The sequence below is a fragment of the Streptomyces sp. NPDC031225 genome, assembly GCF_055570355.1.
Map to the genome: position 1 here is coordinate 289,552 of NZ_JBVIHJ010000007.1, position 22,642 is coordinate 312,193.

A 22,642-nucleotide genomic window follows, 5' to 3' on the forward strand; every position below is an offset into this window, starting at 1 on the left:
ATCTCAGGCCCTGCGCGCCACCAACGCCGTCGCCACCGCCATCAGCCCTTCGTCCCGGCCGGGGAAGCCGAGCCCGTCGGTCGTGGCTCCCGACACCGACACCGGTGCACCGGCGGCCTCCGAGAGGATCTTCTGCGCCTCTTCCCTGCGCTTGCCGATCTTCGGGCGCGGCCCTACGACCTGTACGGCGACGTTGCCGATGACGAAGCCGGCCTCGCGCACGATCCGGGCCGCCTCCGTCAGCAGGGTGACGCCGGACGCACCCGACCACTCGGGGCGCCCGGTGCCGAAGTGCTGTCCGAGGTCGCCGAGGCCGGCTGCCGAGAACAGCGCGTTGCACGCGGCGTGGGCGACGACGTCCGCGTCGGAGTGGCCGGCCAGACCGGGTCCCTCACCCTCCCATTTCAGGCCCGCGCACCACAGTTCGCGGCCCTCCTCGAAGGCGTGGATGTCGGTGCCGATGCCGACCTGGGGCAGGATCACGGGCTGCTCAGAAGCCATCGTTGAGCCTCCTGCGGGCCAGGACCGCCTCGGCGAGGACCAGGTCCAGTGGGCGGGTGACCTTGAAGGCCTCCTCGTGTCCGGGCACGACGACGACCGTGAGCCCCAGCTGCTCGACCATGCTCGCGTCGTCGGTGACGTCCTCGGTGACCGTCTCGTGGGCGCGGATCAGCGTGGCCCGGTCGAAGCCCTGCGGGGTCTGTACGGCGCGGAGGCGGGCGCGGACCGGGGTCGCCACCACTGGTTCCGGCTCACCGGGAGCGGTCGCCGGCTCGACCTCCTTCACGGTGTCCGCGAGGGGCAGGGCCGGGACGACGGCGGGCGCGCCCTCCCGGACGGCCTCGATGACGGCGTCGACGGTGTCGACCGGGACGAGCGGGCGGGCCGCGTCGTGGACCAGGACGATGTCGTAGTGGGAGGGGAGGGCGTCCAGGCCGAGTTTCACCGATTCCTGGCGGGAGTCACCGCCCGGGACGACGAGGAAGTCCGTCCGCTCGGGCAGCGCGTGGGCGTCGAGGAGGGACTTGACCTCGCCGGCGCCGTCGGGCGGGGCCACCACGACGACCAGGGAGACGGCACGGGACGCGGCCATCGCGCGGACCGCGTGGATCAGCATGGGGGTGCCGTTCAGCGCGCGGAGTGCTTTGGGGGCGCCCGGACCGAGGCGTACGCCCCTTCCGGCGGCCGGAATCACCACCGCGGTGCGGGCTTCCGCACGGGCTGCGGCGGGCTCGGGGCGCGAAACGTCAGACATCGGTTCCTGTCAGGTTTGTGTGCTCGGCCAACGTGGGTACGGAGACAGCGTGCCGGGCGCGACGCCTTGACCGGACCCTTCCGTGACCCCGGTCGAGCCTGCTGCCCGGGCCCGGCACGCCAAGTATCGGGGGAGCTTTCCCCGAGAGGAACACGCGCACGGCAGCCGGTGACGTCGTGGATGTCGGCATCCGGACATGGACATGCCGCAGCGCCCGGCGACAGCTGTTGCGTCATCGGGCACCGCGGCATTATCAGTGCGGCAATCAGGTTTCAGTGTGTGCTGAGCTGAGCGGGCAGGGTGCCTGCACAGGAATGCTCAGGACGCGAGAACCTCGTCGAGCAGCGCCTCGGCCTTGTCCTCGTTCGTGTTCTCCGCGAGGGCGAGTTCGCTCACCAGGATCTGCCGCGCCTTGGCGAGCATGCGCTTCTCACCTGCGGAGAGTCCGCGCTCACGCTCACGACGCCACAGGTCACGCACGACTTCCGCGACCTTGATGACATCGCCGGAGGCGAGCTTCTCCAGGTTTGCCTTGTAACGACGGGACCAGTTCGTGGGCTCCTCGGCGTACGGCGCGCGCAGCACCTCGAAGACCCGGTCCAGCCCTTCCTGACCGACCACATCACGCACGCCGACGAACTCCGCATTGTCCGCTGGCACACGTACCGTCAGATCGCCCTGGGCGACCTTCAGCACCAAGTAGGTCTTGTCCACGCCTTTGATCTGGCGAGTTTCGATAGCCTCGATCAGCGCGGCCCCGTGATGGGGATAGACCACGGTGTCGCCAACCTTGAACGTCATGTGACAGGTACCCCTTCCGTGGCTATCCAGGGTAACACGGAAACTGCGGTTCCTGAATGGCGTTTTCGCAGGTCAGGGCATATCTCGGGGCTTGACAACTGCAACAGGAACGTGCTGCGACGGCCGAGCGGAAGAAGGTATTCGCAGGTCGGAGCGGCTCTCCGGGGGAGGTGAAACGCGTACGTTACACACACCCGGAAGCCCCTCCGCTCGGGCTAACGTCCCCAAATGTCCGGTTCCATGTGTGCGACTTCCGCTACTCCGTTCGGAGTCAGGAGTCGGTTCCGCGTCGATTCAGGAATTGATCACACGACGCCGGACGGATCAGCCGGTGATCAATTCCGGGGGCGATCACGCATTCCTTCACGGAAGTTTTGCTACTGGATGCCGAGGCGGTTATCCGAATGCCGGACGAGCGCCGGACGAGCGCCGGAGTGCGGGACCCAAGTGACCCACGAGTCACTTGTGAACCGGAGTGACCGGAGAGAAACGCCTCTTGGGGAGGGTCGGGTGCGGCCCGGTGGGAACGGCTCGGTAACCTGAGGCCGCTGACAGACACTTAGCGCGGCTTTACGGCCGCCTCGCTCAAGTCAAGGAGTTGCCGCCGCCGTGAGCAGCAGCCTTCGACGCGGCGTCCTCGCCGCCGCCGCCATCGCGTTCTCGGTCACCGCGCTCTCCGCGTGCGCAGCCGGAAACAACGCCCAGACGCTGGAGGTCAAGCCGGACAACGCGGAGACCAGCGTCGGCGGCATCAGGCTCCAGAACGTCGTGGTCATCACCCAGCCCTCGACCCAGGCCTCGGGCGAGACCAAGGGCCCCGCCGTGGTCTCCGCCACCGTCTACAACGGCACCGACACCGCCCAGACCCTGGACGCCGTGAGCGTCGACGGCGGTGGCAGCGCCGAGCTCAAGCCCGCCAAGGGCAAGGGCAAGGTGACCGTCCCGGCCTACGGCTCCGTCATCATCGGCGGCAAGGGCAACGCCTCCGCCTCGGTGGCCGAGATCGGGGAGAGCGTCAAGGACGGCAACGCCCAGAAGGTCACCTTCACCTTCAGCACGACGGGTGACGTGAGCCTGCGCGCCTTCGTGGTGCCGGCCGACAGCTACTTCACCAAGTGGGGCCCGTCGGCGATCCCGTCGCCGCCGGTGACCTCGCCCACGCCGACCGGCTCCGCGAGCGCGGCCGGCTCGGCGAAGCCCGGCGACACGGCGGGCTCCGCGAGCGCGACGGCGACCGAGTCGGCCGCGAGCCACTGAGCGGCCGTACGGGAGCGTCGTACGACGCGTACGCGGAAGGGCGGGACCTCCGAGGAGGTCCCGCCCTTCCGCGTGACGGCAGGCGTTTCTCTTTACGGCTCGAACTTGTAGCCGAGTCCGCGCACCGTCACCAGGTACCTGGGGGCACCCGGGTCCGGCTCGATCTTGGCGCGCAGGCGCTTGACGTGGACGTCGAGGGTCTTGGTGTCACCGACGTAGTCGGCGCCCCAGACCCGGTCGATGAGCTGCATACGGGTCAGGACGCGGCCGGCGTTGCGCAGCAGCATCTCCAGGAGGTCGAACTCCTTGAGGGGGAGGTCGACCTTGGAGCCGGAGACCGTCACGACGTGGCGGTCGACGTCCATGCGGACCGGGCCCGCCTCCAGGGCGGCCGGCGTGACCTCCTCCGGCTCGCCGCGACGGCGCAGGACCGCGCGGATACGGGCGACCAGCTCGCGGGAGGAGAACGGCTTGGTGACGTAGTCGTCGGCTCCTATTTCGAGCCCTACGACCTTGTCGATCTCGCTGTCCTTGGCGGTCACCATGATGACGGGGACGTTGGAGCGGCCGCGCAGCTGGCGGCAGACCTCCGTGCCGGGCAGGCCCGGCAGCATCAGGTCGAGGAGGACGAGGTCGGCGCCGTTGCGCTCGAACTCGTCGAGTCCGTCGGGGCCGGTGGCCGCGATGGCGACCTCGAAGCCCTCTTTGCGGAGCATGTACGAAAGGGCGTCGGAGAAGGACTCCTCGTCCTCGACGACGAGCACTCGGGTCACGGAAGGACCTCCGGGGCGGGAAGCGGGTCGTAAGAAGCCGACTCGGGGGTGGAATGCCCGTCCTCGTCGTCGAGGTCGGGGTGCTGGAGCGCGCGGTCGCGGGCCGCGCCCGCCTCCGGCAGTCTGAGGGTGAACGTGGAGCCCTGTCCCTCCGAGCTCCACACCGTGACCTCCCCGCCGTGCGAGGCGGCCACGTGCTTGACGATCGCGAGACCGAGGCCCGTGCCGCCGGTCTGGCGGGAACGGGCCGGGTCGACGCGGTAGAAGCGCTCGAAGATGCGCTCCTTGTCCTTGTCGGAGATGCCGATGCCCTGGTCGGTGACGGCGACCTCGATCAGGTCGCCGCTCGGCACCGGTACCCGGCGGGCGGCTATGCCGACGCGGGTGCGGGCGGGCGAGTAGTTGACGGCGTTCTCGACGAGGTTGCCGAGAGCGGCGGCGAGCTGGCCGCGGTTGCCCCAGACCCGCAGCTCGGCCGCGCCGGCGGCGGCCATGGTGATCTGTTTGGTGCCGGCCTGGTGCCGGCAGCGGTCGATGGCCTCGGCGACCAGTTCGTCCACGCGGACCGGCTCGGCGTCCTCCAGCGGGTCGTCGTTCTGCACCCGGGAGAGGTCGATGAGTTCCTGGACCAGGCTGGTGAGCCGGGTCGCCTCGATCTGCATACGGCCGGCGAAGCGCTCCACCGCCTCCGGGTCCTCGGACGCGTCCATGACGGCCTCGGAGAGGAGGGAGAGCGCGCCGACGGGAGTCTTGAGCTCATGGCTGACATTCGCGACGAAGTCGCGTCGTACCGCTTCGATCCGCCGGGCCTCGGTGAGGTCCTCCACGAGGAGCAGCACCAGCCGGGAGCCGAGCGGCGCCACCCGCGCGGAGACCGCGAGGGCCTCCCCGCGACCGGTTCCGCGCCTCGGAAGGTCCAGCTCCACCTGGCGTATCTCGCCGTCTCTCCTGGTGTCCCGGGCCATCTGGAGCATGGGCTCCACGGAGAGCTTGCCGCCGCGGACCAGCCCGAGGGCGTACGCGGCGGAGCTCGCCTTGACGACGGCGTCGGCCTCGTCGAGGACGACGGCCGAGGAGCGGAGCACGGACAGGACGGTGTCCACGCCCGGCGGAAGCACCGGGTCCGTGTGCAGGGATGTGCGGGTGGGGCGCTTCTGCTCCCGCTCGCTCCAGCGGAACGCCAGCATGGCGATGACGCCGGTGAGCACACCGGCGATCGCTGCCGCTGCGGCGACTGCCGCGTTCACGTCCATGCCTCCAGGTTAGGCATGGGATCGGTCCTGGCCACAGCGGTAGGAGTGCGAGCTCGAACACTCGTCGCCCAGAGTTCACCTTGGAGCCAGTGTTGGTTCATTTGGGAGGTCGGAAACGGACGCGTACAGGGCCGAACGTGGGAGCGTGGGGTACGCAGCACCGGTTTCACGGCCGGTTATGGCCCCTGGAACCCACAGGAATGACGTACGAGAGGGAACCGAAGATGCGGGACGCGTACCACGAGGAACTTGATTCGATCGGCGACGGTCTGGTGGAGATGGCCCGGCTGGTCGGCTCGGCGATCGGACGCGCCACGACCTCGATACTCGACTCCGACCTGAAGCTGGCCGAGAGCGTGATCGAGGCCGACCAGAAGGTGGACGACCTCCAGCACGACCTGGAGGCCAAGGCGATAGCGCTCCTGGCCCGCCAGCAGCCGGTGGCGACGGACCTCCGTATCGTCGTCACGTCCCTGCGCATGTCGGCCGACCTGGAGCGTTCCGGCGACCTGGCCCAGCACGTGGCGAAGCTCGCCCGGCTCCGCTTCCCGGAGCGCGCGATCCCGCACGACCTGCACGCGACCATCCTGGAGATGGGCCAGCTCGCGCAGCGCCTGATGGCGAAGGCGGCGGAGGTCATCATCACCAAGGACGTCGACCTCGCGCTCCAGCTGGAGTCGGACGACGACGAGATGGACCTGCTGCACCGCACGCTCTTCCAGCACCTGCTGGACGACAAGTGGAAGCACGGCATCGAGACCGCGGTCGACGTGACACTGCTCGGCCGCTACTACGAGCGGTTCGCCGACCACGCGGTGTCGGTGGCCAAGCGTGTGGTGTACCTGGTCACGGGGGAGCACGCCGACGATCTCCAGGCGGACATCCAGCCGCCGACGGGAGCGGAGGGGGCCTGAGCCCTCCGGAGTGCGAGGGTACGAGGGCTCCCGCCCGGGGCGGGCGCAAGCCTCTGTGCGCCGTTGATGCGCCCAGCGGAGCGGGCATCCAATGGGTACAGGGCCTGATCCGACCGTCGGGACGTCCGGCCCTCGCCACGAGGAGGGACCCAGACCCATGGCCGAATCCCCCAGCACCCCCCAGCCCGACCCCACCCAGGAACGCCCGACCGAGCAGCCCGCCGCGATCAGGACCCTGACGGTCATCGGCGCGTGCGGCTGCGGTTCGGGCTGCGGGTGCGGGTGCCAGTCGGGCAATCCGTGTCAGTGCGGCTGAGTGTCGTACGGCTGAGTGCGGTACGGCGTTTCGTGCCGCGCTTTCGTACGTCGGTGAAGGGCTCCGGGGTGGGTACCGGGGCCCTTCGTCATGGCGTGCGTGGCGGCAACGGTCGCCCCGGCCGGGCGGGAGGCGCAGCATGGAGGGAGTCGGAAGGACAGGAGGTGCGGGTCATGTCGCTCTTCATGGACGTACACCACGGGATGCAGGGCATCACGGCGGACCAGCTGAAGCAGGCCCATCAGGCCGACCTCGCCATTGAGGGAGAAGAGGGCGTGCACTTCGAGCGCGCGTGGGCGGACCCCGAGTCGGGAACCGTCTACTGCCTCTCCGAGGCCCCCTCGGCCGAGGCGGTGCAGCGCATCCACGAGCGGGCGGGACACAAGGCGGACGAGATCCACGCGGTGCCGTTCTCGGTCTGACACGGCCCCGCGTCCGACGGCCTGAACCGAAAACAGCTTTGCCGCCGCCCCGCTCCTGCCTCAGGATTCTCGATGTGGCAGACACCGAACCCACCGACGACGAGACACCGGACGGGCTGCTGGGCTGGTGCCTGGTGGCCAATGTGTCCCCGGAGACAGCGCACGGCGAGAGCGGCCTCGACATCCGGCGCGGCACCCGGCACTTCGCCGCGGGCACCCTGCTGTGGCTCCCGCCCACGCGCTGGGACCCCGGCCACTGTCGCTGGCACGCGGCCGGCCGGCACCGTGGCAACTCCCGCCGGTACGTCAACATGGTCGTGCGCACCGAGGACTTGGAGAACTTCCGGGTCAAGGGTGTCTACAGCGAAGGTCTCGTCCGCAGTCTCAACGGCCCTCTGCACGACCCGGCCGCCCCTCGGACCCTGCAGGACCCGTGGTCCCGCGAGGTGGCCCAGGGCTGGGCGGACAGGTGGAACCAGCCCCGGGAGCGTCTCTTCATCGAGGGCCACCCCTACTCCCACCCGCGGATCTCCGTCCCCAACCCGCCGCCGGCGGAACTCCAGGTCGACGGCGAGACCCTGTACCTGGCCCACTACGGCACCAAGGGAGCCCGCTACAGCCGTACGCCCCCGCCTGTGGAACGGGTTCCGGAGCCCTGAGCCGAACCTCCGCTCTCTCCCCTTCACTGTTGCCGACAAGCCTCGAACCGGGTTGATCACTGCCATGACCGACAATGCCGCAGTCACCGTCGCCGACGATGACATCCTCAACAATCGGATCATCCCCGGCCTCGTCACACTCCGCGAGCATCTCGGCTGCTCGCTCCAGGAGGCGCTCTATGCCTTCACGGCACGGTACGAGGAGCTGAGGACGGACCGCCCCGGGGATTTCGTGTGCGGTCCCGACGAGTACTGGGCCGGCTTCTTCTCATGACGACGACCAGAGCACACGGGGAACCGTCCGGGTCAGCCGAGCGACGCTCAAGCGGTACGCGAAGCTTTTCGAGCCTCCGGTGCTGTGACCGCATGGGTTCGCCGAGTTGGATCGGATCAGCCGGGCCGGGCCGTCTCCGCAGATCGGGCTCTGGCCCTAGCCCGGTGTCAGAGCCCGGTGTCAGAGCCCCCCGCTAGCGTGTCGGCGACCAGATCCGACTCCTCCTCGGGAGAACCACGTGGACATCCTGCTCATCGCCGGCTTGTGGCTCGACGGATCCGCCTGGGACGACGTCGTGCCCGAACTCACCGCGCTCGGCCACCGTCCCGTACCGCTCACCCTCCCGGGCCAGGGCGACGGCGCCGCGTCCGCGACGCTCGACGACCAGCGGGAAGCAGTGCTTGCCGCGGTGGACGCGGCGCCCGGAAAGCCGCTGGTGGTAGGGCACTCCGCAGCATCGACCCTGGCCTGGCTGGCCGCCGACGCGCGACCGGAGAAGGTGGCCAAGGTCGCCCTGATCGGCGGCTTCCCCGCCGCCGACGGGCAGGCCTACGCCGATTACTTCGCGATGGAGGGCGGCGCCATGCCCTTCCCGGGCTGGGCTCCCTTCGAGGGCGCGGACGCCGCCGACCTGGACGAGCGGGCCCGCGACCGCTTCGCGTCCGCCGCGGTTCCTGTTCCCGAGGGGGTCGCCAAAGGTGTCGTACGACTGACCGACGAGCGCCGCTTCGGCGTCCCCGTTGTCGTTGTCTGCCCGGAGTTCACCCCGGCTCAGGCCGAGGAGCTGGTCGCCGCCGGTGACAGTCCTGAGCTCGCCCGCGCTACCCGCCTCGAGTACGTGGACCTCGACTCGGGCCACTGGCCGATGGCCACCCGCCCGCGCGAACTCGCCCGCGTCCTGGCGGAGGCCGCCAACTCCTAGCGGCCGCCCCGCGTGCGCAGGGGGTCTTGATGTCGGAAACGCCCCCCGTCAGCAGCGGGCCTTCCGTAAGGTATCCGCCCGTGACGTCGTATGAGCGGTGGTCCTTGGTTGCTTCGTTCGGTTCACTGGTCGTCAGTGTCGTCGCCTTCGCCGCACTGGCCTGGCAGCTCCTCATGCTGTCGCGCAGTACGGGTCAGGACCACGACAGGCGCCGTAAGCAGGCGACCATGGAGTACCTCACGGCCAACATGGAGCGGCGGAAGGCGCTGTTCGACGAGGGGATACCGCACGAGCGGGATCACGAGGCCATCACAGCCCTGATCAGCTTGTCGTTGTCCGGCAACGATCAAGCGACGAAACTCATCACGGCCTACCTCACGGCGTTCAACTTCCTTGCCGTCGGCGCACAGACGGACGCCTTCGACCGAGAGGTCATCGACGAGGCGTGGGGCGGCATCGTCATCTCCGTCTGGACCAACTACCGGCCCTGGATCGAGGAGCAGCGGCGTCGGCACGGTGAGCCCCGGGTGTGGGAGAACCTGGAGTGGCTGGCCGGGAGGATGACGCCACGCCGGTCCATCGTTCCCTCTGGGGGCAGCGGAAACCTGCCCCCGCAGGGACAACCCGTGCCGTAGGGGGAGAGTGCGACTGGTCCTAATCACCGCCGAGGCGTCCGGGCTCCGGGGTCTCGTCCGTGAAGCCGTGGTCGGTCGGGTGCGCCGGTCGCTGTGCCAGCCAACCCGACACCCTCGGGCCTCCGTTGATCGCGTCGCCGTCCAGGACCGTACGGACGTGCTGGAAGCCCTGGCGGAGGTAGTACGCCTGCAGATCCTCGTTCGTCGTCCACGCGTCGAGCCGGAGCCATGCCGCCCCGGCCCGGCAGGCACGGTCACCGGCCCAGTCCAGCAGTCGCCCGCCGATGTTCTGCCCGGCGTGTGTCCGCGCCACGGAGAGCTTGTTGATGAACATGGAGGGCTCCGAGAGTTCCTGCTCCGTCCAGAGGCCCGCTTGCACCTCGGGGGTCACGGTGATGGTGGCCGCCGTCACCGAACCGTCCAGGACCATGAAGACGGTGCCGTCCTCGACGGTCTCCAGCAGTTTTGCCGCCGGGTAGGGGAACTGCCACTGGTCGATTCCGAGGCGGGAGAGCCAGCTCGCGGCCTCCGTCCGGAAGGCCAGCAGCTGGGGCAGGTCGCCCGGTCGGGCGGGGATGATTCTCACCGGGGCTCATTCTCACGTAGTTCGCTCAGCGGCCGTCTCGTCGAAGTGCCGTAGCCACCCGTGCCGTTCGCGCAGCCGGAGGGCCTGATCACGGGACGCGTCAGTCCCACGTCGGCCGACGCTACCGTCCCGCCCACCGTCGCAACTTCCCGGTGACATGGGCCTTGTGAAGGCGGGTTGCCGACGCTTCGCTCGGGCTCGTCACGAACGCAGTGACAGGAGTCCACCGCTTCCCCCCTTTGCGAGCCGTCCATCTGACGGCGGGGAAGTCCGTGATCTCTGAGATGCGCTCTCGCTCAATCACGCGTGTGCGCAGGTAGCCGCGGATCGAGAGGCTGTCGTGCTCACACGTCACGCCGAGCCGGTATCCCCTCACGGCGAGGATCGCGAACCCGATCAGAGCGAAACAGGCCACGAGCCGCGAGACGCCGGTACCGGCCTGTGCTGCGTAGGCCACAGCAGCGGCCGCCGGGACGGCTCCGAGGCTGCTGTTCGCAAGACGGTTCACCATCGGTGGCGATAGCTCCACGACGCTCCTCGTCTGTGCCGGTGCCTGGCGGTGCGTGCCGGTGGCAGCGTACTGGTACCTCGGCTTGGGAAGCTGTGATCATTCGAGGCTGAATCGGGGCGCTGACGAGCGTTGATGGCTGACCCGCAACTCTCGCAGGTGCCGTCGGCTTTCACCATGGTTCCCCGCTGTTCCCCGCTCGATCTGGTGCGGCAGTGGTGCGGAGCTGCGGCGTCCAGGAGGTGATCAGCTGACCACATTCCCTTCCCGGGCCTCCTCCCTCGCCCGGGATGCCCGGCTGCTAGCGTCCGGCACCATGTGGGCTCACGAGATAGTGGCCGGTCGACCGGCGTGGCGGCACATTCCTTCCGGAGTGGTCTTCCGGGCTGTCCCTGGTGGGACATTCCTGATGGGTCTGTCCGACGCGGAGCTGGACGCGGTTCGTGCCATTGAGCGGTCCGACGGCGCCGATGACGACCTCGAAGCGTTCTTCGCCGGTGCTGTCCATGCCCGGCCGGTACGAGAAGTGCGGGTCGAACCGTTCTTGATGGCCCGACATCCGCTGACGGTGGCGCAAGCGCGGCACTGGCTGCCCGAGTACGAGGACAGCTTCGCCGACTCGGATGCAAGCACGGCCCGCTTCGAGGATGACTTGGACGACCTGCTCGGGACGTTGCCCTTCCGGCTGCCCAGCGAGGCGGAGTGGGAGTACGCGGCCCGGGCAGGGACGACCACTCTGACCTTCCGAGGGGACGGGAGGCCGGACGAGGACCATGTGCTGGAAGACTTTGCCGACGAGGAGCGCACAGCCGCGGCTGAGAACGCCTTCGGCTTGGCGGCGATGGGGTCGGCGAACGAGGTCTGCGCCGATGTGTGGATCCCACATTTCACGGACGCGCCGGCGGACGCTCGCCCCCGTACCGGCGACGGACCGCGCGTGGTGCGAGGAGGTGGCGGCGATCTCTCTCCGTGGCAGGGCTGCGACGAGTGGCTGCTGTTGCTCTCCGCCACCCGTGACGAGTCCCAGGACTTCACTGCGGTCCGCCCGGTCGCACCCCTGCCAACCAGTTAGGGCAAGATCTGGATGCCAGAAGGGGGCTACCGGAATTTCGGAGGTAGCCCCCTTCTGAACTGGTGCTCCCGGCAGGATTCGAACCTGCGATACCTGCTACAGGAGTTCGATCAGGCGGTTCTCGTACGGCTGTCGCAGTCCTGCCAATTTGGCGTGTGTGATCGCTCAAGGCCGCCTGCGTCCAGAGTCGTTGATGTCATCTGGTGATGTCAGGTTGGATGGTCCGATGGAGCGCATAGAGGCCGAGCTGTTCACGGACGGCAGCAACGACGCAGTGGTTCGCCTCCCCGGCCGACGGTTCCCCGGGGTACTGGTGCAGGGCGATTCCCTCCACATCCTCCGCAGTGACGTGGCCGAGGTGCTGGAAGCCTGTGAGCGGGGCGACGTGGACGAAGCTCGGGACTCCGCCGGCCTTCTTCTGTCGGACCTGGATGCCCTGTTGGCACGGTACGAGGCTGTGTTGAACGAGCACGAGATTCAGCGGCCGTACTGAGCTGTTGGGCCACCTGCTCGGGAAGTTGCGGGCCTTTGCAGCTGTTCGGGGCGCTGACGAGTGCGAACGGCTGGGCGAGGGGGCGGGTCGTGCCGGTGGGGTGCGTTGTCAGTGGGCGTGGCTGGGGTCTCGGACGCGCGGCCGGCTTCCGAGGTGTCCAGCTCTGTAGAGCAGTTGCATCCCCGGCCCGTCCGTCTGGGGGCGGCCTGGGTATGGCCCGGACCTGACCGACGGTCGGGCTGCGTCGAGCGTCCTGGACATCCGCGTCCGTTGTCGGCGCCGACGTATCTGATGGCCCAGGCCCACCAAAAAAGCCCCCGCCCCGCAAGAACCTCGCAGGTCGGGGGCTTTCAGACGTTCGGTTACTTCTTCTTGCCCTGGGTGTTGTCAGGGATCTTGGGGAGCTGGGTTTTTGCTGCTCAGGGGCGGTGGGCTCGTGCACCTGGTGGTCGGTGTTGGTCGTCGTTGGCCGTTGTCGAGCGGCGTCGGACGGCCCAGGGACGGCCCAGACTCGCCACTTCTCAACCGGACTCGGTGGCGGTGTCGTTGGCCTCTGCAGATCTCTGGTGCGACCGCATGACGGTGCGCAGAGCTTCGAGTTCGGTTCGGGGAAACGGCCGGCCCCATTGGGCTTCGTAGCCTTCCTCGCCCTGCTCGTAGTCGATCCGGTAGAAGGCCCGGACGGTGGACCGTGCCAGCGCCGTGACGGTGTGGCGGCCTGACCAGAGAACTATCCCTGAGCTTTCCAGGAGTTGGGCGTTGTCGGCCAGGACCAGACGGACATCGACCGCTGATCCGTCTCTGCGAAAGAACCATCGGTACAGCTCTGGCTCTCCGTTGAACTCGGCGCGCGTTTCGTCGTCACCGAGGACGAGGCGGGCAACGGCGTAGAGGAACTCCTCGGACGCATCGGTGATGTAGGAAGCGACGGCCTCTGCCTCGCCGCGATCGTCCGACACCTTGATGTCGGCCCACCCGTGACTGTGCAGCTTCCACGTGATCGCTAGAGACGACATCTCCCCTCCCCAGGGCGGTTCTATGGACGTGAGCGCAGTGCGGCTGATCTCTCAGCTTGGGAAAGCCGTGGGTATTTAGGCGCCGCTCGGGCGGTGACCTGGGCTACGGCGTTGGCGCTGCTTCATCGGCCCCTGCAGCCTTCACCTTGGTTCCCTGCTGTCCCCCGCCCGGTCTGGTGCGGCTGTGGTGCACGCAACCTCATGGAACACGTCGTACTCGTGTCGCGCCTCCGGCATGAGTTGCGTCCGTTCCGACTTCGACAGCGGACACTTCGTCGCGACGGCGACCTGGCCCAACGACTCACCGGCACTCGCCCTCACGATATGAGGCGTGCTCGCGTCACTGGCTACCTTCAGCAGGGCTGCGCGTGCACGGGGATCATCCGTTGCGTACAGATCCATAGCGGCGTCGTCCCGGCCACCGATGTCTGCCTTGGGGTTGAGCAACACCTCGATAAGGGCCTGCACCTGGTCGGCGTTCACCCCGGCATCCTCTGCCGAGCGGAGGCGCGGTGCCAACACGCTTTCCAACTGTGGTGGTGGGGTGGTGTGCTGCGTGCGGGGGCGTTCACCTGCGTTCAGGGATGGCCCGACTCCCGGTCCTACCAGGCTTACGGTCTCGTCTGAACGGCCGTGAACCCCGATGAATGAGACGGAAACTGAGACGGGGCCAAACCGCCTTACGAGTTGCGACAGTCGGAGGCGATCGGTAACCGTTCTGGGTAGGGGCCCTCGTGCGCCCTGCCCTGCAGCCAGTCGGTGAGCCACTGCGCGAGTGATTGTCCTATCGGTGCAGGGGCATGCCGGATGCAGCACAGGTTGGGGTCCCAGTCCCACATCTGGCCGTCGGCCGTCCGGAAGTCGATCAGCGTCCACATTGCGCAGCCCCGGTCCATCAGCGGGACGATCCCCGACGGGAGGACGTCATCGGGGGCAATGAATCCGCGGTACGCCATGGTGATGTCTGAGCAGTCGCTGAACCAGTCGTTCGTCTCGGTCACGGACACCACTTCCCACGGTCCGAAGCCACCGTTGGCGACTTCGAGATAGATCCGCTTCAACAGCTCGGGCATCGGATGCCAGGGCGGTTGCAAGTTCCGGGATCGCGTAGATCGTCCGCGTCCAGCGGGAGTTGACGCAGCAACAGCACAGGCACGAGACCGGTGATCATCAGGGTGTCTACGCCAGCTGATCACATCGAGGTCCCGTGCCTGCCGCTCCATCCTCCCTGGTCCCTGCCGCCCTGGCGAAACTGGGCCCCCTTCACCAGCACGACACCGGCCGCCTGCGCGCCCACCTCCAGCGCGTACCCGACCCGCGTTCGCGTCGAGGGCGGTGGTATCCCCTGGTCGGCCTGCTGCTGATCTGCGCCTGCGCAGTCGTCTCCGGCGCCCGGACCACCACCGAGATCACCGAGTGGGGACAGCGCGCCACCACCACGGTGCTGGAACACCTCGGCATCCGGCGCCATCTGCCCGGACGCCGGCGCGCCCCGTCCCATGCCACCTTCACCCGGCTCCTGGCCGCCCTCGACGGCGATGCCCTGGACGCCGCGATCGGCGCCTACCTGGCCGGACACAACTACACCGGCGTCGACGCCACCGGCTCGGTGCCGCGGCCGGCGATCGCGGTGGACGGCAAGGCATTGTCAGGCTCCGCGCACCGCCAGCAGCGCCACCGGCACCTGCTGTCCGCCGTCACCCACGCCCCCACCGTGACCCTGGCCCAGCGTGAGGTGGGGGCCAAGACCAACGAGACGGCCGCATTCCGTCCGCTGCTGGAACCACTCGATCTGACCGGCACCGTGGTCACCTTCGACGCCCTGCACAGCGTCAAGGACCAGGTGCGCTGGCTGGTACAGGAGAAGAAAGCCCACTACATCGCGGTGATCAAGGGAAACCAGCCGACCGCGTCGGCCCAGCTCAAGGCCCTGCCGTGGGACCAGGTGCCCGTGGCGCACACCGTCTCCGGCACCGGGCACGGCCGGCGGGAGTCCCGCTCGGCCAAGACCATGGCCATCGCGGCGAACCTGGGCGGGATCGCCTTCCCGCGAGCCCGGCTGGCCTTGCGCATCCACCGGCGCCGCCAGGAGAACGGCAAGCGGCAGACCCGGGAGACGGTCTACGCCGTCACCAGCCTCGACACCCACCAGGCCACCCCTGCCGACCTGGGCGGATATGTGCGCGGGCACTGGGGAATCGAAAATTCCAGCCACCATGTCAGAGATGTGGTGTTCGCCGAGGACGCCTCCACCGTCCACACCGGCAGCGCGCCGCGGGCGATGGCCGCTCTGCGGAACCTGGCCATCGGCAGACTGCGGCTGCTGGGAGCGGACAACATCGCCAATACCACCCGAGCGATCCGGGACGCACCCGAACACGCCATCTGGATCTGGGGCATCACCGGCAGCCCGCTTCTACCGGGAACTTGAAGCCGCCCTGACCGGGGTCAGGGCGGTGGCGTGGTGTTCGCCTTTGCCGGCGTCCAGGCCGAGGAAGACGCCGATTTCGCTGATGTCGATCACGTGCACTCTCCGGTCGTACCCGTCCCGGCCTCACCTGCGGCACCAGCTGCCGGCATCCACATTACGAAGAGCCTCCCAAGTCCCAGAAGAACCGCTGGTCATGCCCCTAGCCAGCGGTCTGCCAGCGCCCGGCACCGGTGACACCACCCCCAGATCATGATCAACAGGGGGGAGCAGTCATGCCGGGCCCGGAGGCCGGGAACCCCATTGCGGGGCCGAGTAAGACGGCAATGGGGGGCGGTAATACTTCCGCAGGGGTCTTTCATGCCGTGCGTGTGTCGACTGTCTCGCAGTGTCGGGCAGGAGGTTGTCCACACCAATCGGCAGGGGATAGCTGGACAATTGCTCGGATGTGAGGATTTGCCGTAAGCCGCCGAACACGGCGGAGTGGCAAGTGAAAGAGAATCCGATCAGCATGAAGAAACTCGTTGTCAAGAGCAGGCGTGCGTTCGCCGTGGGCTTCGTCGCCTCCACGCTCGCCCTGGGAATAGGTGTCGCCGCCCCCGGTGTCGCCTCCGCGCAGCCGGCGCCGGTCTCGGGTAGTGCCCAGCACACCCAGAATCCGCCGAGCAACATGGAATTGGGCATCGACTTCTGGGAGAATATGGGATGGCCGAACTGGCGCAACCTCGGTGACCGGGAGTGGATCGAGGCGGCCCACTGGACTGACAGCAACGGGGTTACCCACTCCGACTTCGTCTTCACCGGCGGCCGGTTCTACGACCGCGACCAGGGCCTCATCAACTTCATGAACAGCCCGGCGGCCCCCAGCTCCAGCCACGGGTACACGGGGACCTTCCAGGAGTACAACACGACCATCTACGACCGTCAGCGGGACGACGTGGTTCCCCGGCGTGACGCCAACCGGATCGTCAGGGCGATCGGTACCGGCGACCTGTTCTGGACCGACGACCACTACTCGACGTTCCACTACGCGGGACGGAGCTAGCACATCTGAAGGGGGTGTGACCGCCGCACGGCGGTCACACCCCCTTCAGTTGCGTCTACGCGTTGTGGTCACGCGGCGTGGCGGTGCCCCTGAGCGTGGCGGGAAGCGGTGAGGAACTCGCGTTCCAGACCGGTCAGCTCGTCGGGTTCCTGACAGCTGAGGAAAAGGCTTTCCGCGATGGCGAGGCGCTTGCCGCGATAGAGGTCGCACTCGTCGTGACCGAGCTCCTGCCAGGCTCCCGCCGCCTCGGTCAGATACCGGTGGTGCAGCAGGCGCTCGCGGTCCTCCTCCAGCCACCGACGCAGCCTGGGAGACTCGCTGATCACGGCGTCGTGGGTGAGCTCCGCGGAGTTCTCGCCGAGTGTGACGAGCCGGGCGCCGACCAGCGTGTTCAGCACCGGCCGCGTCTCCCGGTCCTCGAACGCGCGCAGCTCGGACGGCCGCACCGGCCGGCGCACGTAGGAGCGGTTCTCGTCGGGGGCGACAAAACGGCGCAGCACCCTGCGCGCGGTGAGCCGCTGCCGGGCGCACAGCCGGTCGAACACTTCCTCCGCGGTGGTGGCGAGGGCGCCCCGCACCCCGCCCATCTCCTCGTAGTCGGCCAGGGTGAGCACTCGGCCGCGCCGGCGGCACCAGACGCGCAGCAACGTGTTCGAGAGCATGGGCAGCATGGTGGGCTGCCCGAGGAAGTCGTCGACCAGCCGGGCCGTGAGATCACGTTCCACGGCGAGCCCGGCAGCCGCAGCCGGGCGGACGATCGCCTCGCGCAGCTCCGCCGACGTCATCCCCGGCATCCGCACGGTGCAGTCGGTCAGTGCGTCGAGCCAGGGTGTTTGACGCGGGCACCACCACAGGAAGTCCGGCCTGAGGTTGAGGACCACCCTCAGCCGCGATTCCGGTCGCCGCGCGGCCACCAGCAGCTCGACGAACCGCAGCCGCTCGTCCAGGTCCGGCACCAGCGTGCCCAGCTCGTGGGACTCGTCGACGACGATCCAGCGTTCCGGGTCGTCGGCGCCGGGCGACAGCAGCTGCTCGTACGTGGTCGCCGGCCGTGGTCCCGGCGTGATCAGGTGGACGGTGACCGGGTGTCCGGCGCACCGCGCGGCATCTCGCAGGACCGGCAGCAGGCCGGCGCGCAGCAGCGAGGACTTCCCGCTGCCCGACGGTCCCGACAGCGCGGCGAACCGCTTCGTGCGTATGAGGTCGAGCAGGCTGTCCACCACACGGTCGCGCCCGAAGAACAGGTGCCGCTGCTCACTCTCGAACCGCTCCAGCCCCCGGTAGGGCGACAGGGCGACGTCGTCCCGGAACGCGGCCGACTCCTCGGCGGCCCGCGACCACCGTTGCTGCCATTCGTCCGGATTCCCGCCACAGGCCCGGGCGAAGGCCACGACCACGGCCAGGGACGGCAGCCGGTCGCCCGCGGCGGCCTGGGCCAGCGCGGTGGGGGAGTAGTGGGCGCGGCACGCCATCGAACGGTAGGTGGGGCTGCCGGCGTCGCTCCGCAGCGCACGCAGTTCGCTCGCGAAGCGCTGAACGGGACCTTCGCCGGGATCCAGCGGTTTCTCGGGACGACCCATCTTTCCTTCTCTGCCTGGGCACGCGCCCTGCACGGGCATGCGCCTCGGCCGGGACGCACGTTGCCCGGGGGCGCATGTCCGACGCTGCCGGTACCGGCCGGACGGAACAATGGGGGCCGCTTGGAATGGGTATGTACGGCCGCCAGGATGGGTATTCGCGCGCGGCAGCAGTGTCCGTGGAGGACGGTGACGGGATGGCCGGGACGGCTGACCAGTGTGGTGCTGCGGGCTTCGGACGGGGTTTCGCGTTCGTCGGACGCCGCCACGAACTCGATCGGCTGCTCAACGCCGTTCGGCGGCCACCACCTGTGGTGATGGTGAAGGGGGCCCAGTTTCGCCAGGGCGACAGGGACCAGGGAGGATGGAGCGGCAGGCACGGGACCTCAATGTGATCAGCTGGCGTAGACACCCTGATGATCACCGGTCTCGTGCCTGTGCTGTTGCCACGTCAACTCCCGCTCAACGCGGACGATCCACCCAATCCCGGAACTTGCAACCGACCTGGGCTGAGGCAGGGCGAGATTCTCGGCGTCGCGGTCGACGCGATCGACTTTGAGGCGGGCACCCTGCATGTGGTCCAGCAACTGAAGCTGAGCCGAAGCAAGGCCGTCTTCGCGCCGCCGAAGGGCGGCAAGCTCCGGGACGTGCCACTTCCAGAGCCGGTCGCCGATGCGCTCCGGGCGCATATGAAGCAGTTCCCGCCGGCCGAGATCACCTTGCCTTGGAAGGTGGCTGGCGGACCTTCGATGACCAAGCGGCTGATCTTCACCGGGCCTCGTGGCGGCCATGTCTGGCGTACATCTCTCAACGAGGAGGCATGGAAGCGGGCGCTGGCTTCGGCTGGAGTGATCCCAGTGCGGAAGCCGGGCGAGCCGTACGCCGAGTCTCGCGAGAACGGCATGCACGCTCTCCGCCACTTCTACGCCTCGGTGCTCCTCGACGCCGGAGAGAACATCAAGGCCCTCGCTGAGTACCTCGGGCACTCTGACCCCGGTCTGACGCTGCGGGTCTACGCGCATCTCATGCCGTCCAGCCAGGAGCGTACCCGGAAGGCTATCGCCTCGGCTTACGAGGAATTCTCTCCGGGCTAGATAACGGAGGGGAGATCTCAATACCTTCCGTCCATGGATGGAAGTAACCCATCCATGGACGGAATGAGAAACCTCTGTCCCGAAGTTATCCGCCGTCGCTAGCGAGCTTTCTAGCTAGCAGAAAATCCGGCAGCACCACGGGCATCCACTGACGTCCATACAACTGCTGGCCTGTTCATTCTCGTAAACGGCCCGTCTACGAGAATGAACAGAGGAACGTTACTGCAGGCTCTTCTAAGGGTTGTGCACGCATAAGCGTAGAAGGTCATAGCCGCACCCTCTAAACATCAAGCCACCTGCATGTTTGGCCATATGACAGCACCTATGGGAAAGTCTCACTGCTATGCGAATGCCGCCCTGGCAGGGGCGGCATTCGTTTCCGTTTCCGCGCTCGGAAACCCTTGCCAGGAACCGACCACAGATGGAGGCCACATGGTCCCACGCGCAGGTGTCACCGTCGACATCTGTCCCCGCGACCTGCCGATCGCGCTCATCGGCACGGCCGGCGGAGCACTCGCCCTCTGGGCCAGCGCCCCCGCCGAGATCGTCATCCCGACGGCCCTGCTGATCGTCCTCGACGTCCGCATCCGGCGCTGGCGCCGACGCGCTTAGCGGCCCGATCCAGCAGCTGACGGCCCAGAGACGGCCCGAGGCCAACGCAAAGCCCCCCACCCGCAGGGAAACCGCAGGTGGGGGGCTTAATCGCGTCGCGTTACTTCTTCTTGCCCTGGTTCTTGACCGCCTCGATCGCTGCCGCCGCGGCATCGGGGTCGAGGTAGGTGCCGCCCGGGTTCAACGGCTTGAAGTCGGCGTCGAGTTCGTAGGACAGCGGGATGCCCGTGGGGATGTTCAGGCCCGCGATGTCGGTGTCCGAGACGCCGTCGAGGTGCTTGACGAGGGCGCGGAGGCTGTTGCCGTGGGCCGCGACCAGGACCGTGCGGCCGGCCAGGAGGTCCGGGACGATGCCGTCGTACCAGTAGGGGAGCATGCGGACGACGACGTCCTTCAGGCACTCCGTGCGGGGGCGCAGCTCCGGGGGGATGGAGGAGTAGCGCGGGTCGGACGCCTGGGAGAACTCGGAGTCGTCGGAGAGCGGGGGCGGCGGGGTGTCGTAGGAGCGGCGCCACAGCATGAACTGCTCCTCGCCGAACTCCGCGAGGGTCTGGGCCTTGTCCTTGCCCTGGAGGGCGCCGTAGTGGCGCTCGTTCAGGCGCCAGGAGCGGTGGACCGGGATCCAGTGCCGGTCGGCGGATTCGAGGGCCAGCTGGGCCGTGCGGATCGCACGCCGCTGGAGGGACGTGTGGACCACGTCGGGCAGGAGGTCGGCGTCCTTCAGGAGCTCGCCGCCGCGGACTGCCTCCTTCTCGCCCTTCTCGTTGAGGTTGACGTCCACCCAGCCGGTGAACAGGTTCTTCGCGTTCCATTCGCTCTCGCCGTGGCGGAGGAGGATCAGCTTGTACGGTGCGTCGGCCATGCGTATGAGCGTAATCCACGGTTTCGGTCCCCTGCGTGCCCGCTCGGCAGATGGACAGTGAACGGGACGGTTGGCGTCGTCCGTTAATCGAGTGGCCTGCTGCCCCCTCCTCTTCGTAAGGTGTGGCCAGCGTCTGGGCTACTTACATCGTGGGGGATCCGTCATGCCGCTCGCCACCCTGGGACGCGCCGCCCGCGAGACCGTCTCGGGGCTGCCCCGCGCGTTCTGGTGGCTGTGGACCAGCACGCTCGTCAACCGGCTTGGTGCCTTCGTCGCCACCTTCATGGCCCTGTACCTGACCCTCGACCGCGGCTACTCCGCCTTCTACGCCGGTGTCGTCGCCTCGCTGTACGGCCTGGGCGGAGTCGTCTCGTCGATCGGCGCCGGGGTCATGACCGACCGGCTCGGGCGGCGGCCCACCCTGCTCGTCGCGCAGTCCGCGACCGCCGTCTTCGTCGCGCTCCTAGGGTTCATGCACCATCCCGCCGCGATCGCCGTCGTCGCGTTCCTGGTCGGCATGGCCTCCAACGCCTCCCGGCCGGCCGTGCAGGCGATGATGGCCGACATCGTGCGGCCCGAGGACCGTGTCCGGGCCTTCTCGCTCAACTACTGGGCCATCAACCTCGGCTTCGCCGTCTCCTCCACGGCCGCCGGGTTCATCGCCGAGTACAGCTATCTCGCGGGCTTCCTGATCGAGGCCGGGATGACCGCCGTCTGCGCGGTCGTCGTCTTCCTCAGGCTGCCCGAGTCGCGGCCCGTCGTGCGGCACTCCACGGAGCCGGATGACGACGTCGGCCTGCGTACCGTCCTGCGCGACGGACGGTTCATGAGTGTCGTCGGGCTGTCCTTCCTCGTCGCCCTGATCTTCCAGCAGGGTGCCCTCGGGCTGCCCGTCGCGATGGGCGAGGCCGGGTTCACGCCCGCCGACTACGGCCTGGCCATCGCTCTCAACGGTGTGCTGATCGTCGTGCTGCAGATCCCGGTGACCCGCTTCATCCAGGACCGGGACCCCCGGCGGCTGCTCGTCGCCTCGTCCCTGCTCGCGGGATACGGCCTCGGGCTCACGGCCTTCGCCGGATCGGTCGGCCTCTTCGCCCTCACGGTGTGCGTGTGGACCATGGGCGAGATGATCAACGCGCCCACCCAGACCGGGCTCGTCGTCCGCCTCTCCCCCGCCCACGGGCGCGGCCGGTACCAGGGCATGTACACCCTGTCCTGGTCGGTCGCCGCCCTCGTCGCCCCCCTGATGTCGGGTTTCGTCATCGACCGGTTCGGGGCGGAGTGGCTGTGGGGGTCGTGCGCGCTCGTGGGGACGGTGGCGGCGGCGGGGTACGCCGTCCTGATGCGCCGGCTGCCGAAGGAGGGGGCCGCCGCCGGGACCGTCGTACGCGAGGGACCGGCCGCGGCGGATGTCACGGATGCATCCGCGCACCCTTGAGCACCTTGTCCACGGCGTTGCGCGGTCCGTACACCGCGAGTCCCACCAGGTCCAGTTCCGCCGTCGTGACGGCCCGCACCGCCGCGCGGTTGTCACGGTCGTTGCCCGTCGCGAACAGGTCGCTCGTGAAGAGCGCGCGCGGGAGCGAACGGGACAGCACACGCGCGTGGGCGGCCGTCAGGGTCTCCTTCGTGCCCTCGAAGACCAGCACGGGCTGCCGGAACATCGGCAGATAGGGCACGCCGTCGGCGTCCTCGTAGGGTTCGCCGATCACCTCGGGGGCCTCGGCGCCCAGGCCGCTGACGAGGAACGCGGTGACGTTCAGGCGCTGCCAGGTCTCCAGGTCCTCGCGCAGCAGGACGGCGATCTTGGTGTCGAAGCGGATCGGTTCGTTGCTCATGCGATGAGACTGCCGGGCACCGTACGACCC

Annotated in this window: 25 protein-coding genes, 1 tRNA gene and 1 pseudogene; 14 read left to right on the plus strand and 13 right to left on the minus strand. The window is 68.5% G+C overall.

Annotated features, from left to right (window positions below; all coding sequences use genetic code 11):
- Positions 1-3: 3 nt before the first annotated feature.
- The 3 genes from ispF to ACZ48Z_RS14990 all read right to left on the minus strand — a co-directional run bounded on the left by ispF (position 4) and on the right by ACZ48Z_RS14990 (position 2,056).
- The gene (ispF, locus tag ACZ48Z_RS14980; RefSeq protein ID WP_468736247.1) at positions 4-501 is read right to left on the minus strand and encodes a 2-C-methyl-D-erythritol 2,4-cyclodiphosphate synthase; all 498 of its coding nucleotides are present in this window, start codon (positions 499-501) and stop codon (positions 4-6) included.
- A complete protein-coding gene (gene ispD / locus ACZ48Z_RS14985) occupies positions 491-1,255 on the minus strand; it encodes a 2-C-methyl-D-erythritol 4-phosphate cytidylyltransferase (RefSeq protein WP_468736248.1) in 765 nt (254 codons plus the stop codon). The genes ispF and ispD overlap by 11 nt, the downstream gene beginning before the upstream one ends.
- A gap of 318 nt (positions 1,256-1,573) precedes the next feature.
- Complete coding sequence (locus tag ACZ48Z_RS14990) at positions 1,574-2,056, minus strand: CarD family transcriptional regulator (RefSeq protein WP_006380568.1); 483 nt, start codon at positions 2,054-2,056, stop codon at positions 1,574-1,576.
- A 609-nt stretch (positions 2,057-2,665) separates the two neighbouring features.
- Here ACZ48Z_RS14990 and ACZ48Z_RS14995 point away from each other — a divergent pair.
- Positions 2,666-3,313 carry a copper chaperone PCu(A)C domain-containing protein gene (locus ACZ48Z_RS14995; protein ID WP_468736249.1) on the plus strand — a complete coding sequence of 216 codons (648 nt, stop codon included), beginning with the start codon at positions 2,666-2,668 and terminating at the stop codon, positions 3,311-3,313.
- A 92-nt stretch (positions 3,314-3,405) separates the two neighbouring features.
- Here ACZ48Z_RS14995 and phoP read toward each other — a convergent pair whose 3' ends face one another.
- Positions 3,406-4,077, minus strand: a complete 672-nt coding sequence (gene phoP, locus ACZ48Z_RS15000) for a two-component system response regulator PhoP (protein ID WP_005476807.1) — start codon at positions 4,075-4,077, stop codon at positions 3,406-3,408.
- 5 nt (positions 4,078-4,082) lie between these two features.
- The gene (gene phoR / locus ACZ48Z_RS15005; RefSeq protein ID WP_468736250.1) at positions 4,083-5,339 is read right to left on the minus strand and encodes a two-component system sensor histidine kinase PhoR; all 1,257 of its coding nucleotides are present in this window, start codon (positions 5,337-5,339) and stop codon (positions 4,083-4,085) included.
- 224 nt (positions 5,340-5,563) lie between these two features.
- Here phoR and phoU point away from each other — a divergent pair, with 224 nt between their 5' ends.
- The 6 genes from phoU (at position 5,564) to ACZ48Z_RS15035 (ending at position 9,481) form a co-directional block, all read left to right on the plus strand.
- Positions 5,564-6,253: a phosphate signaling complex protein PhoU gene (gene phoU / locus ACZ48Z_RS15010; protein ID WP_468736344.1), complete on the plus strand. Its 690-nt coding sequence runs from the start codon at positions 5,564-5,566 to the stop codon at positions 6,251-6,253.
- Positions 6,254-6,742: 489 nt separating this feature from the next.
- A complete protein-coding gene (locus tag ACZ48Z_RS15015; RefSeq protein ID WP_468736251.1) occupies positions 6,743-6,991 on the plus strand; it encodes an SCO4226 family nickel-binding protein in 249 nt (82 codons plus the stop codon).
- 74 nt (positions 6,992-7,065) lie between these two features.
- Positions 7,066-7,650 carry a hypothetical protein gene (locus tag ACZ48Z_RS15020; protein WP_468736252.1) on the plus strand — a complete coding sequence of 195 codons (585 nt, stop codon included), beginning with the start codon at positions 7,066-7,068 and terminating at the stop codon, positions 7,648-7,650.
- A gap of 64 nt (positions 7,651-7,714) precedes the next feature.
- Positions 7,715-7,924 (plus strand): hypothetical protein, encoded by a 210-nt coding sequence (locus ACZ48Z_RS15025; RefSeq protein ID WP_468736253.1) that lies wholly within the window; start codon positions 7,715-7,717, stop codon positions 7,922-7,924.
- A gap of 238 nt (positions 7,925-8,162) precedes the next feature.
- The gene (locus ACZ48Z_RS15030) at positions 8,163-8,846 is read left to right on the plus strand and encodes an alpha/beta fold hydrolase (protein WP_468736254.1); all 684 of its coding nucleotides are present in this window, start codon (positions 8,163-8,165) and stop codon (positions 8,844-8,846) included.
- A gap of 80 nt (positions 8,847-8,926) precedes the next feature.
- Positions 8,927-9,481 (plus strand): DUF4760 domain-containing protein, encoded by a 555-nt coding sequence (locus tag ACZ48Z_RS15035; protein WP_468736255.1) that lies wholly within the window; start codon positions 8,927-8,929, stop codon positions 9,479-9,481.
- Positions 9,482-9,500: 19 nt separating this feature from the next.
- On the opposite strand, the gene ACZ48Z_RS15040 is transcribed toward ACZ48Z_RS15035, so the two are convergent.
- On the minus strand, positions 9,501-10,067 hold the full coding sequence (locus ACZ48Z_RS15040) for a GNAT family N-acetyltransferase (protein ID WP_468736256.1): 567 nt from the start codon (positions 10,065-10,067) through the stop codon (positions 9,501-9,503).
- Between the two features lie 917 nt (positions 10,068-10,984).
- Between ACZ48Z_RS15040 and ACZ48Z_RS15045 the strand changes: the two genes are divergently transcribed.
- On the plus strand, positions 10,985-11,647 hold the full coding sequence (locus tag ACZ48Z_RS15045; protein WP_468736257.1) for a formylglycine-generating enzyme family protein: 663 nt from the start codon (positions 10,985-10,987) through the stop codon (positions 11,645-11,647).
- A 60-nt stretch (positions 11,648-11,707) separates the two neighbouring features.
- On the opposite strand, the gene ACZ48Z_RS15050 is transcribed toward ACZ48Z_RS15045, so the two are convergent.
- Positions 11,708-11,776: transfer RNA gene (locus tag ACZ48Z_RS15050), tRNA-Tyr, on the minus strand.
- Positions 11,777-11,873: 97 nt separating this feature from the next.
- On the opposite strand from ACZ48Z_RS15050, the gene ACZ48Z_RS15055 reads away from it, so the two are divergent.
- Positions 11,874-12,140, plus strand: a complete 267-nt coding sequence (locus ACZ48Z_RS15055) for a DUF6959 family protein (protein WP_468736258.1) — start codon at positions 11,874-11,876, stop codon at positions 12,138-12,140.
- Positions 12,141-12,661: 521 nt separating this feature from the next.
- On the opposite strand, the gene ACZ48Z_RS15060 is transcribed toward ACZ48Z_RS15055, so the two are convergent.
- The 3 genes from ACZ48Z_RS15060 to ACZ48Z_RS15070 form a co-directional block, all read right to left on the minus strand.
- Entirely contained in the window at positions 12,662-13,156 is a 495-nt protein-coding gene (locus ACZ48Z_RS15060; RefSeq protein WP_468736259.1) for a hypothetical protein, read from the minus strand.
- Between the two features lie 141 nt (positions 13,157-13,297).
- Positions 13,298-13,639, minus strand: coding sequence for a hypothetical protein (locus ACZ48Z_RS15065; RefSeq protein ID WP_468736260.1), 342 nt, complete (start codon positions 13,637-13,639; stop codon positions 13,298-13,300).
- A gap of 197 nt (positions 13,640-13,836) precedes the next feature.
- Positions 13,837-14,229: a hypothetical protein gene (locus tag ACZ48Z_RS15070; protein WP_468736261.1), complete on the minus strand. Its 393-nt coding sequence runs from the start codon at positions 14,227-14,229 to the stop codon at positions 13,837-13,839.
- Positions 14,230-14,363: 134 nt separating this feature from the next.
- Here ACZ48Z_RS15070 and ACZ48Z_RS15075 point away from each other — a divergent pair, with 134 nt between their 5' ends.
- Together ACZ48Z_RS15075 and ACZ48Z_RS15080 are read left to right on the plus strand one after the other, a co-directional pair.
- The gene (locus ACZ48Z_RS15075; RefSeq protein WP_468736262.1) at positions 14,364-15,587 is read left to right on the plus strand and encodes an ISAs1 family transposase; all 1,224 of its coding nucleotides are present in this window, start codon (positions 14,364-14,366) and stop codon (positions 15,585-15,587) included.
- Between the two features lie 508 nt (positions 15,588-16,095).
- The gene (locus ACZ48Z_RS15080) at positions 16,096-16,629 is read left to right on the plus strand and encodes a hypothetical protein (RefSeq protein WP_164409965.1); all 534 of its coding nucleotides are present in this window, start codon (positions 16,096-16,098) and stop codon (positions 16,627-16,629) included.
- Between the two features lie 68 nt (positions 16,630-16,697).
- Here the strand turns inward: ACZ48Z_RS15080 and ACZ48Z_RS15085 are convergent, their stop codons facing one another.
- Positions 16,698-18,209: a helix-turn-helix domain-containing protein gene (locus tag ACZ48Z_RS15085; protein WP_468736263.1), complete on the minus strand. Its 1,512-nt coding sequence runs from the start codon at positions 18,207-18,209 to the stop codon at positions 16,698-16,700.
- 503 nt (positions 18,210-18,712) lie between these two features.
- On the opposite strand from ACZ48Z_RS15085, the pseudogene ACZ48Z_RS15090 reads away from it, so the two are divergent.
- A pseudogene (locus tag ACZ48Z_RS15090) lies at positions 18,713-19,300 on the plus strand (tyrosine-type recombinase/integrase); the annotation flags it as partial.
- 432 nt (positions 19,301-19,732) lie between these two features.
- The gene (locus ACZ48Z_RS15095) at positions 19,733-19,912 is read left to right on the plus strand and encodes a hypothetical protein (RefSeq protein WP_468736264.1); all 180 of its coding nucleotides are present in this window, start codon (positions 19,733-19,735) and stop codon (positions 19,910-19,912) included.
- Positions 19,913-20,012: 100 nt separating this feature from the next.
- On the opposite strand, the gene ACZ48Z_RS15100 is transcribed toward ACZ48Z_RS15095, so the two are convergent.
- Positions 20,013-20,774 carry a phosphoglyceromutase gene (locus tag ACZ48Z_RS15100; RefSeq protein ID WP_468736265.1) on the minus strand — a complete coding sequence of 254 codons (762 nt, stop codon included), beginning with the start codon at positions 20,772-20,774 and terminating at the stop codon, positions 20,013-20,015.
- Positions 20,775-20,937: 163 nt separating this feature from the next.
- Between ACZ48Z_RS15100 and ACZ48Z_RS15105 the strand changes: the two genes are divergently transcribed.
- Positions 20,938-22,212, plus strand: coding sequence for an MDR family MFS transporter (locus ACZ48Z_RS15105; protein WP_468736266.1), 1,275 nt, complete (start codon positions 20,938-20,940; stop codon positions 22,210-22,212).
- On the opposite strand, the gene ACZ48Z_RS15110 is transcribed toward ACZ48Z_RS15105, so the two are convergent.
- Positions 22,187-22,612, minus strand: coding sequence for a DUF2000 family protein (locus tag ACZ48Z_RS15110; protein ID WP_468736267.1), 426 nt, complete (start codon positions 22,610-22,612; stop codon positions 22,187-22,189). The two genes, ACZ48Z_RS15105 and ACZ48Z_RS15110, sit on opposite strands and share 26 nt — an antisense overlap.
- Positions 22,613-22,642: the final 30 nt, after the last annotated feature.

What these genes read in the sequence shown, in the direction of transcription:
- ispF (WP_468736247.1), bottom strand. Translation starts at nt 501, where the DNA reads ATGGCTTCTGAGCAGCCCGTGATCCTGCCCCAGGTCGGCATCGGCACC.
- ispD (WP_468736248.1), bottom strand. Translation starts at nt 1,255, where the DNA reads ATGTCTGACGTTTCGCGCCCCGAGCCCGCCGCAGCCCGTGCGGAAGCC.
- ACZ48Z_RS14990 (WP_006380568.1), bottom strand. Translation starts at nt 2,056, where the DNA reads ATGACGTTCAAGGTTGGCGACACCGTGGTCTATCCCCATCACGGGGCC.
- phoR (WP_468736250.1), bottom strand. Translation starts at nt 5,339, where the DNA reads ATGGACGTGAACGCGGCAGTCGCCGCAGCGGCAGCGATCGCCGGTGTG.
- phoU (WP_468736344.1), top strand. Translation starts at nt 5,564, where the DNA reads ATGCGGGACGCGTACCACGAGGAACTTGATTCGATCGGCGACGGTCTG.
- ACZ48Z_RS15015 (WP_468736251.1), top strand. Translation starts at nt 6,743, where the DNA reads ATGTCGCTCTTCATGGACGTACACCACGGGATGCAGGGCATCACGGCG.
- ACZ48Z_RS15025 (WP_468736253.1), top strand. Translation starts at nt 7,715, where the DNA reads ATGACCGACAATGCCGCAGTCACCGTCGCCGACGATGACATCCTCAAC.
- ACZ48Z_RS15045 (WP_468736257.1), top strand. Translation starts at nt 10,985, where the DNA reads ATGGGTCTGTCCGACGCGGAGCTGGACGCGGTTCGTGCCATTGAGCGG.
- ACZ48Z_RS15055 (WP_468736258.1), top strand. Translation starts at nt 11,874, where the DNA reads ATGGAGCGCATAGAGGCCGAGCTGTTCACGGACGGCAGCAACGACGCA.
- ACZ48Z_RS15060 (WP_468736259.1), bottom strand. Translation starts at nt 13,156, where the DNA reads ATGTCGTCTCTAGCGATCACGTGGAAGCTGCACAGTCACGGGTGGGCC.
- ACZ48Z_RS15070 (WP_468736261.1), bottom strand. Translation starts at nt 14,229, where the DNA reads ATGCCCGAGCTGTTGAAGCGGATCTATCTCGAAGTCGCCAACGGTGGC.
- ACZ48Z_RS15080 (WP_164409965.1), top strand. Translation starts at nt 16,096, where the DNA reads ATGAAGAAACTCGTTGTCAAGAGCAGGCGTGCGTTCGCCGTGGGCTTC.
- ACZ48Z_RS15085 (WP_468736263.1), bottom strand. Translation starts at nt 18,209, where the DNA reads ATGGGTCGTCCCGAGAAACCGCTGGATCCCGGCGAAGGTCCCGTTCAG.
- ACZ48Z_RS15095 (WP_468736264.1), top strand. Translation starts at nt 19,733, where the DNA reads ATGGTCCCACGCGCAGGTGTCACCGTCGACATCTGTCCCCGCGACCTG.
- ACZ48Z_RS15100 (WP_468736265.1), bottom strand. Translation starts at nt 20,774, where the DNA reads ATGGCCGACGCACCGTACAAGCTGATCCTCCTCCGCCACGGCGAGAGC.
- ACZ48Z_RS15105 (WP_468736266.1), top strand. Translation starts at nt 20,938, where the DNA reads ATGCCGCTCGCCACCCTGGGACGCGCCGCCCGCGAGACCGTCTCGGGG.
- ACZ48Z_RS15110 (WP_468736267.1), bottom strand. Translation starts at nt 22,612, where the DNA reads ATGAGCAACGAACCGATCCGCTTCGACACCAAGATCGCCGTCCTGCTG.